Genomic DNA, 8485 nt, shown 5'->3' with positions numbered 1-8485 from the left:
CCTCGGTGGCGTTCACGCCGGACGGCCGCACCCTGGCCACCGGCAGCGGCGACGGAACGGTGCGGTTGTGGGACGTGGCAAGCCACCGGGAAATCACCCAGCTCAACGGCCACCAGCACAAGGTCTCCTCAGTGGCGTTCACCCGGGACGGCCGCACCCTGGCCACCGGCAGCTACGACCGGACGGTGCGGTTATGGGACGTGACCCGCCGCCAGGAAATCGCTCAGCTCAGGGGCCACGAGCACTGGGTCTTCTCAGTGGCGTTCACCCGGGACGGCCACACTCTGGCCAGCGGCAGCGGTACAACGGTGCGGTTGTGGGAGGTGACCCGCCGCCGGGAAATCGCCCGGCTCACCGGCCACCAAGGCGGAGTCTCCTCGGTGACGTTCACGCAGGACGGCCGCACCCTGGCCACCGGCGACATCGGCGGGACGGTGCGGTTGTGGGACGTGGCAAGCCACCGGGAAGTCGCCCGGTTCAACGGCCACCAACGCGGAGTCTCCTCAATGGCGTTCACGCAGGACGGCCGCACCCTGGCCACCGGCGGCAACGACCGGACGGCTCGATTGTGGGACGTGACCCGCCGCCAGGAAATCGCCCGGCTCAACGGCCACCAGCACGCGATCTCCTCGGTGGCGTTCGCCCGGGACGGCCGCACCCTGGCCACCGGCGGCTACGACGGAACGGTGCGGTTGTGGGACGTGGCAAGCCAACGGGAAATCACCCGGCTCACCGGCCACCAGGGCACGACCTTTTGGGTGACCTTCCTGCCGGACGGCACGATGCTGGCCGGCGGCGACGACGGGACGGTGTGGTCGTGGGACGTGAGCCATCTCGTCGAACCCTTGTCCTTTCTGTGTGCTCAGGCGGGGCGTTCCTTCACTCCGGAAGAATGGGAGCGGTACGTGCCGGAAGGCCCGGCGTACCGAAAAATCTGCCCCTGACCGGGCATGTGCCCGGAGCCGCTCCTCCATCGTGAGTGCTCCGAAGCTCCTCACCGGGACCCTGCAAGCCCGACCAAGCCACGCATCTCGCTCTGAACGGCAGCACAGACTACTCGCTGACACTCTCGTGCCACGTGGTAACGGCGCCCCGGCCATGCGCGAGGAATCAGCCGGCGGAACCCCTGGCCGGCCGGGATAATCAATCTCGGGATCCCCGATTTCATTTCATGATCAGCGCGTCCGGAGAATGCGCGATAATTGCCGTATGGCGGAATCGTTCACCGGTGCGATCCGGATGCCCGACGGCGTTCAGGTGCGCGGACGGGGCCTTCGCCGGCCCGTTCCCCCGGGGCCGGCGCCCGGGTTCGGGCTGTACCTCGGCTCCGCCCGCCTCCAGCGCCGCCACGAACCGGCCCTGCCCTGGCCGCACGAATGGATCCGCTGGCCGGACTTCCTGCTGCCCGCCGACCGGCACGCGGCCGCCCGTGCCATCATCCGGCTGCACGCCCACGCCCGTACCGGCGCCGACGTGGAGGTCGCCTGCGGCGGCGGCGTCGGGCGCACCGGCACCGTGCTCGCGTGCCTGGCCACCCTCGCCGGCCTCACCCCGGAGGAGGCGGTCGCCTGGACCCGCGAGCACCACCATCCGCGCGCCGTCGAGACGCCGTGGCAGCGCCGCTGGGTGGCCTGGTTCGCCGGCCGCACCGAGGAGTGAGCGCCGCCGCGCCACCCGCCCGCCGGGCGCACCAGGTCCCGGCCGGGGTGCGAGCGGCCGGATGCCCGCGGGCGCGACCGGCACGGGAACGGCGCGTTAAGGCGTGGGAACGCCATGGGCCCGGCATGGTTGACCCGGGCGGGCGGGCGGGGCATCGTGGGGCGGATGAGCGGCGATGAGACGCGGGACGGGGTGTCGCTGACCAATCTCGACGGACCGCTGTTCGACGGGGCGGGCGCGACCAAACGCGATCTGGTCGACTACCTGGACGCCGTGCACGAGCGCATCCTGCCCGCACTGCGCGGCCGGGCGCTCTCGGTGATGCGGGTGCGGCCGGGCCAGCCGCCGTTCATGCAGAAGAACGTCCCCAAGTACACCCCCTCCTTCGTGCGCACGGTCACGATGTGGGCCGAGGCGTCGCGCCGGGAGGTCACCTACGCGGTGTGCGACGACCGGCGGACGCTGCTGTGGTTCGCCAACCAGCGGGCGGTGGAGTACCACCCCGCGCTGGTGCGCGACCACCACGCCACCCACCTCGTGCTCGACCTGGACCCTCCGGAGGAGAACGCCTGGGAGCTCGCCGTCCAGGTCGCCTGGCTGGTGCGCCGCGCGCTGGACGACGCGGGGCTGGCGGGCGCGGTCAAGACCAGCGGCGCCAAGGGCCTGCACATCTTCGTGCCGGTGGAGGAGGGCGTCGCGGCGGAGGACCTGGCCGCCGCCACCCGCGCGCTGGCGGCCCGGGCCGAGCGGGTCGACCCGGCGCTGGCCACGACCGCGTTCATCCGGGAGGACCGCGAGGGCAAGGTGTTCGTCGACTCCACCCGGGCCGGCGGCGCGACCGTCGTCGCCGCCTACAGCCCGCGCATCCGGCCCGGCGTGCCGGTCTCCTTTCCGGTCCCCTGGGAGGACCTTCCCCACGTCTCGCCCGGCGATCACACCGTGCACACCGCGGCACGGCTGCTCGGTGACCGCGACCCCTGGGCCGAGCTGATGCCGCCGCCGCAGCGGCTGCCCGCCGACCTGATCGAGCAGGGCCACACCATCCCCGTGGCGCGCGTGCAGGCCATGCACGAGGGCAAACGCCGCGCCCGTGCCCGCCGGGAGCAGTGACCGTTCCGCAGGTGCCGGCCCGGGCATTTTCGCCGGCTCTTCGTGCTCCCTAGGCGCTTCTCCGTCACCGCCGGCCTCCGGCGAGCCGGCCGCCCGCGGGCGCCGGACCTGGGCCGTCCCCTCCCTCGGCGGACCCGCTCGAAGGCGACGCGCGACCGGCGAATTCACCGCCGTCCCTGCCGCCGCGTGCGACAGTTGAGTTGAGCACGATCGAAGAAGACGGCGGCGCTCATGTCGTGCAGGCTTCATCCGTCCACCGAAAATGATCAGTGCGGCGGGTGCCCCGGGACGGGGCCGCCGTCCGCCGATCGATGATCTGACCCCCGCGGCCGCGCCTTCTCGCCTTGTGGCGGGTGGAACGGTCCGCGGCCTCTCGATAGAAGGGGACTCATGTCACCCCAGGAAAACCCGACGTTCGTCCGGAGCGGGCGCCCGAGGCGAGGCCGGTTACGCGTGACCGCGGCCGGCGCGCTGCTCCTGCTGCTCATGAGCCTGTTCACCTCGGGCGCCGGCGCGGACACCGCGACGGAGCCGACCGAGGGGACGGCGCGCTTCGCCCCCGGGTTCGTCCACGGCCGGGTGGCCGTCGACGGCGCCAATCTCCACTACGTCCGCGGCGGCAGCGGCCCGGCGCTGGTGTTGCTGCACGGCTGGCCGGAGACCTGGTGGATGTGGCGCGACATCATGCCGGAGCTGGCCAAGGACCACACCGTGATCGCCTTCGACCTGCCCGGCCTCGGCGCGTCCAGTGTCCCCACCGACGGCTTCGACAAGGCCACCACGGCGCGGCGCATCCGGCAGGCCGTCCACCGGCTCGGCTTCACTCAGGTGCAGCTCATGGGGCACGACTTCGGCACGCTGATCGCCTATCCGTACGCGCGCGACTTCCCCGGCGAGGTGACCCGCTTCGCCGTCCTGGAGAGCCCGCTGGCCGGTTTCGGGCTGGAGGAGCTGTACGGCATCAGCTGGCACTTCCGCTTCAACATGTCGCCGGCGCCGATCCCCGAGACGATCATGGACAATGACGACGTCCCGACCTATCTCGGCATGATGTACCAGTTCAGCTACCGTCCCGAGACGATCGACAAGCAGACCTACTTCGCCGCGTACGCGGACCCGGCGCGGCGCAGCGCCGGTTACAACTACTACCGCGCGTTCCCGGCCGACGCCGAGAACAACCGGGCGAACGCCGGCACCCGGCTGAGCATGCCGGTGCTCGCGATCGGCGGGCAGTACTCCTTCGGCACCGGCGTCGCCGACTCCTTCCGCGCGGTCGCCGACGACGTCCGGCCGGTGGTGGCTCCGGACTCGGGACACTTCGTCCCCGAGGAGAACGCGCCCTTCCTCCGCGACTGCGCTCGCCTGTTCTTCGCCGCGCAGAGCACCACCCCGAGCCGGCCCGAGCTGGCCGGCTGCGTCCGCTGACCTGCGACAGAACCGGACGAACGTAGACCCGGGAATTACCCGGCCGAGACGGCCGGGTAATTCCCTGCATCGGAATAATGCTATATTCCGATGGATTTGGTAGGGTATACGGGTGGACTTCGACTACACCATGGCGATCGGCTCGTTCCTGGTCGCCATCGTCGTCGGCCTGACCGGCATGGGCGGCGGCGCTCTGATGACACCCATGCTCGTCACCTTCTTCGGCGTCCCCCCGCTGGCCGCCGTCTCCAGCGACCTGGTGGCGGCGGCGGTGATGAAGCCGGTGGGCAGCCTGGTGCACCTGCGCAGGGGCACCGTCGACCTCAGGCTGGTGGCCTGGCTGTGCACCGGCTCGGTGCCCGCGGCGTTCTGCGGAGTGCTGATCGCCAAGGCGCTCGGCGACGGCCAGGACGTCCAGGAGGTCATCCAGAAGGCGCTGGGCGTCGCGTTGCTGATCGCCGCGGGCGGCCTGGCCGTCCGCGGCTACCTCGCGATGCGGGACCGTGCCGAACGCCGCACCGCCGCCACCGGCCGGCGCACCGCCGAGCCCGGCGAGCCCGCGGCGACCGCCCTGCCCGCCGTCCAGATCCGTCCGCTGCCCACCGTCGTGATCGGGATCATCGGCGGGCTGGTGGTCGGCATCACCTCGGTCGGGTCCGGCTCCCTGATCATCGTCGCGCTGCTCGCGGTCTACCCGCTGCTCAAGGCGAACCAGCTCGTGGGCACCGACCTGGTGCAGGCCGTGCCGCTGGTCACCTCCGCGGCGCTCGGCCACCTGCTGTTCGGCGACTTCCAGCTCTCGGTCACCGCGGCCCTGCTGGTGGGGTCGATCCCCGGGGTCTACATCGGCTCGCGCATCTCCTCACGGGCCCCCGGCGGGCTGATCCGCCGGGCGCTGGCGTTCGTGCTGCTCGCCTCCGCGCTGAAGATGTTCGGCGTGAGCACCACGGCCACCGTGTGGGTGCTCATCGGCGTCCTGCTCGCCGCGCCGGTGTTCTGGATGTTCCTGCGCACCCGGCACGGCCTGCCCGCCCTCCCCTGGGCCGAGACCGCGGCCACCCCCGCCAAGGCCACCCCCTCCCCCGGCGACCCCCACTGAGCGACGCCCCCGGCCCCGCCGCCGGACGACCGGCGCCGCCCCTGACGGACGCCCAGGCCAGGCCCCGGCAGGGGGGGCGACCGGGCTAGGGCTCGGGCAGGGGGGCGACCGGAGGCTCGGTGGAGGTGAGGACGCCGAGGATCAGCTCGCCGTACTTCGCCAGCTTGTTCTCGCCGACACCGCTCACCCCGGCCAGCTCGCCGAGTGTGGCGGGCATACGCGCGGCGATCTCGCGCAGCGTCGCGTCGTGGAAGATGACGTACGCCGGAACGCCCTGCTCCTTGGCCAGGGCGGCCCGCCACGCGCGGAGCCGCTCGAACACCGGGACGGCCTCCTCGGGCAGGTCGGCCACGGCGCCCTTCGCCGTCTTGGCCGTCTTGCCGGCCGCCACGGTCGTCGCGCGCGCGGGCCGCTGCGGGTCGCGGCGCATCGGCACCTCGCGCCGGCGGCCGAGCACCTCGGCGCTCGCCTCGGTCAGCACGAGGGTGCCGTAGTCGCCCTCGACGGCGAGCAGCCCCTGGGCGAGGAGCTGGCGGACCACGGCCCGCCACTCGGCCTCGTCCAGGTCGGCGCCGACGCCGAAGACGGTCAGCGTGTCGTGCCCGTGCTGGACGACCTTGGGGGTCATCCGGCCGAGGAGGATGTCGATGATCTGACCGGCGCCGAACTTCTGCCGGCGCTCGCGAGCCAGGCGCACCACCGCGGACAGGAGCTTCTGCGCCGCGATCGTGCCGTCCCACGCCTCGGGCGGGGTCAGGCAGGTGTCGCAGTTGCCGCAGGGCGCGCCCTGCTGGCCGAAGTACTCCAAAAGGCGCACCCGGCGGCACTCGATGGTCTCGCAGAGCGCGAGCATGGCGTCGAGGTGCTGGGCGAGGCGCCTGCGGTGGGCGTCGTCCCCCTCGGAGGTGTCGATCAGCTTGCGCTGCTGGACGACGTCCTGCAGCCCGTAGGTCAGCCAGGCGGTGGACGGCAGGCCGTCACGCCCGGCGCGGCCGGTCTCCTGGTAGTAGCCCTCGACGGACTTGGGCAGGTCGAGGTGGGCGACGAACCGCACGTCCGGTTTGTCGATGCCCATGCCGAAGGCGATGGTGGCGACCATGACCAGGCCGTCCTCGCGCAGGAACCGGGCCTGGTTGGCGGCGCGGGTGGCGGCGTCGAGGCCCGCGTGGTAGGGCAGGGCGTCGATGCCGTTGGCCACCAGGAACTCGGCGGTCTTCTCGACCGAGGCCCGCGACAGGCAGTAGACGATGCCGGCGTCACCGGGGTGCTCGGCGCGCAGGAACTGCAGGAGCTGCCGCTTGGGCTCGCTCTTGGGGACGATGCGGTACTGGATGTTGGGCCGGTCGAAGCTCGCCACGAAGTGGCGCGCCTTGTGCAGGTCGAGGCGCTCGGTGATCTCCGCGTGGGTGGCCGGGGTCGCGGTGGCGGTGAGCGCGATGCGCGGGACGTCCGGCCAGCGCTCGTGCAGCATCGAGAGCGCGAGATAGTCGGGCCGGAAGTCGTGCCCCCACTGGGCGACGCAGTGGGCCTCGTCGATCGCGAACAGCGAGATCGTGCCGCGTTCGAGCAGCCGCAGCGCCGCCTCGGTCCGCAGCCGCTCGGGCGCGAGGTAGAGCAGGTCGAGCTCGCCGGCGAGGAACGCGGTCTCGACCTGCCGGCGCTCGTCGGGATCTTGGGTGGAGTTGAGGAACCCGGCCCGCACCCCGAGCGCGGTCAGCGCGTGGACCTGGTCCTGCATCAGGGCGATCAGCGGTGACACCACCACGCCGGTGCCCGGCCGCACGAGGGCGGGGATCTGGTAGCACAGGGACTTGCCGCCGCCGGTCGGCATGAGGACCAGCGCGTCGTCGCCGGCGACCACGTGCTCGATGATCTCCTGCTGGCCTTCGCGGAAGGACGCGTAGCCGAACACGCGGCCGAGCACTCCCAGCGCTTCGGACGCTTCGAGGCCATGGTCTAAGGAGGTCACCGCGTCATTCTATGAGCCGCCCGCCCTCCTGAATGCGAACACGCCCGCCCTGTGGACGACCGCCCGAGCCCATGCACCGCCTGTGGACGACCGCTCGCCCCTGTGGACGACCCGGCCCCACGCCTGCCAGGGTGGCCGACCGCCCCGGCCGGTCGGCGCCCAGCCACAAATCAAGACATGGGACGGTATTTACATGTTTTGTCAGCTGAGATAGCAGTGATCTGTACATGATCGGCGCGCACCCCCCGGAGGCATACCTTGCGGCGATCGTCCCGATTGCTCGGCGCCATCGGCATCTCCCTGGCGCTGGCCGCCACGACCGGCGGCGTCGCCACCGCCTCGGCCGTGCCCCGCATCAGCGTCGCCGACGGCCGGACCCAGCCCGTCTTCTCCTATGCCGACGCCATCCGCGAGCACATCCGCGTGGAGACTCCGATCGACAGCGACGGAGACGGCAGGAACGACCTGGCCGCCGTGGACCTCGTCCGGCCCAGGGAGACCGAGCAGGGCCTGAAAGTCCCGGTCATCATGGACGAGAGCCCGTACTACGACACCGTCGGACGCGGCAACGAGGGCGAGCGCAAGCAGTACGACGCCTCCGGCCTGCCGGCCAAGTTCCCGCTGTTCTACGACAACTACTTCGTGCCGCGCGGATACGCCGTCCTGCTGGTGGACATGCTCGGCACCAACCGGTCCGACGGCTGCCCGGACGTGGGCGCCGCCGCCGACATCGCGGCGGGCAAGGCCGTGATCGACTGGCTGAACGGCCGGGCCAAGGGGTACCACCCCGACGGCAGCCCGGCCACGGCGAGCTGGAGCACCGGCAAGGTGGGCATGATCGGCAAGTCCTACGACGGGACGCTGCCCATCGCGGTGGCGGGCACCGGCGTCCAGGGGCTGTCGACCATCGTCCCCATCTCGGCGATCAGCAGCTGGTACCGCTACATCCGCATGAACGGCGTGCTCTACACCGTGGACTACATGCCGTGGCTCGCGGAGGACATCGACACCGACCCGCCGGCCAAATGCGCCGCCGTACGGCAACGCCTGCTCGAGGGCCAGGACGACGCGACAGGGAACTACAACGCCTTCTGGGCCGAGCGCGACTACCTCAAGGGCACCCTGGCCGACGTGAGCAACGTGCGGGCCAGCGTGTTCGCGGTGCACGGGCTCGGCGACACCAACGTCAAGAGCGACAACTTCAGCACCTACTGGGAGGCCCT

7 protein-coding genes are annotated in these 8485 nt (G+C 71.8%); 6 read left to right on the top strand and 1 reads right to left on the bottom strand.

All coding sequences use genetic code 11. The annotated features are described in order from the left end of the window. The first annotated feature begins 5 nt into the window (after positions 1 to 5). From IEY93_RS19990 to IEY93_RS19970, 5 genes are all read left to right on the top strand, one after another. Positions 6 to 944: a WD40 repeat domain-containing protein gene (locus tag IEY93_RS19990; protein ID WP_229691299.1), complete on the top strand. Its 939-nt coding sequence runs from the start codon at positions 6 to 8 to the stop codon at positions 942 to 944. A 265-nt stretch (positions 945 to 1209) separates the two neighbouring features. Continuing rightward, positions 1210 to 1659, top strand: coding sequence for a protein-tyrosine phosphatase family protein (locus IEY93_RS19985; RefSeq protein WP_189164616.1), 450 nt, complete (start codon positions 1210 to 1212; stop codon positions 1657 to 1659). 165 nt (positions 1660 to 1824) lie between these two features. Continuing rightward, the gene (locus tag IEY93_RS19980; protein WP_189164615.1) at positions 1825 to 2769 is read left to right on the top strand and encodes a DNA polymerase domain-containing protein; all 945 of its coding nucleotides are present in this window, start codon (positions 1825 to 1827) and stop codon (positions 2767 to 2769) included. 390 nt (positions 2770 to 3159) lie between these two features. Continuing rightward, positions 3160 to 4194, top strand: coding sequence for an alpha/beta fold hydrolase (locus tag IEY93_RS19975; protein ID WP_203968727.1), 1035 nt, complete (start codon positions 3160 to 3162; stop codon positions 4192 to 4194). Positions 4195 to 4306: 112 nt separating this feature from the next. After that, positions 4307 to 5293: a sulfite exporter TauE/SafE family protein gene (locus IEY93_RS19970; protein WP_229691298.1), complete on the top strand. Its 987-nt coding sequence runs from the start codon at positions 4307 to 4309 to the stop codon at positions 5291 to 5293. An 85-nt stretch (positions 5294 to 5378) separates the two neighbouring features. Here IEY93_RS19970 and recQ read toward each other — a convergent pair whose 3' ends face one another. Further along, complete coding sequence (gene recQ / locus IEY93_RS19965) at positions 5379 to 7262, bottom strand: DNA helicase RecQ (protein ID WP_189164614.1); 1884 nt, start codon at positions 7260 to 7262, stop codon at positions 5379 to 5381. A 258-nt stretch (positions 7263 to 7520) separates the two neighbouring features. Here recQ and IEY93_RS38355 point away from each other — a divergent pair. Then, positions 7521 to 8485: CocE/NonD family hydrolase (locus tag IEY93_RS38355; RefSeq protein ID WP_229691297.1), on the top strand; the 965-nt coding region annotated here is incomplete at its 3' end.

It is taken from the genome of Sphaerisporangium melleum (assembly GCF_014646695.1).
GTDB classification, from domain to species: Bacteria; Actinomycetota; Actinomycetes; order Streptosporangiales; family Streptosporangiaceae; genus Sphaerisporangium; species Sphaerisporangium melleum.
Note: the sequence above shows the minus strand (reverse complement) of the source record. Positions and strands in the feature narration are given on the sequence as shown.

Coding starts and splice junctions, on each gene's coding strand:
- IEY93_RS19980 (WP_189164615.1), top strand. CDS start 1,825: ATGAGCGGCGATGAGACGCGGGACGGGGTGTCGCTGACCAATCTCGAC.
- IEY93_RS19975 (WP_203968727.1), top strand. CDS start 3,160: ATGTCACCCCAGGAAAACCCGACGTTCGTCCGGAGCGGGCGCCCGAGG.
- IEY93_RS19985 (WP_189164616.1), top strand. CDS start 1,210: ATGGCGGAATCGTTCACCGGTGCGATCCGGATGCCCGACGGCGTTCAG.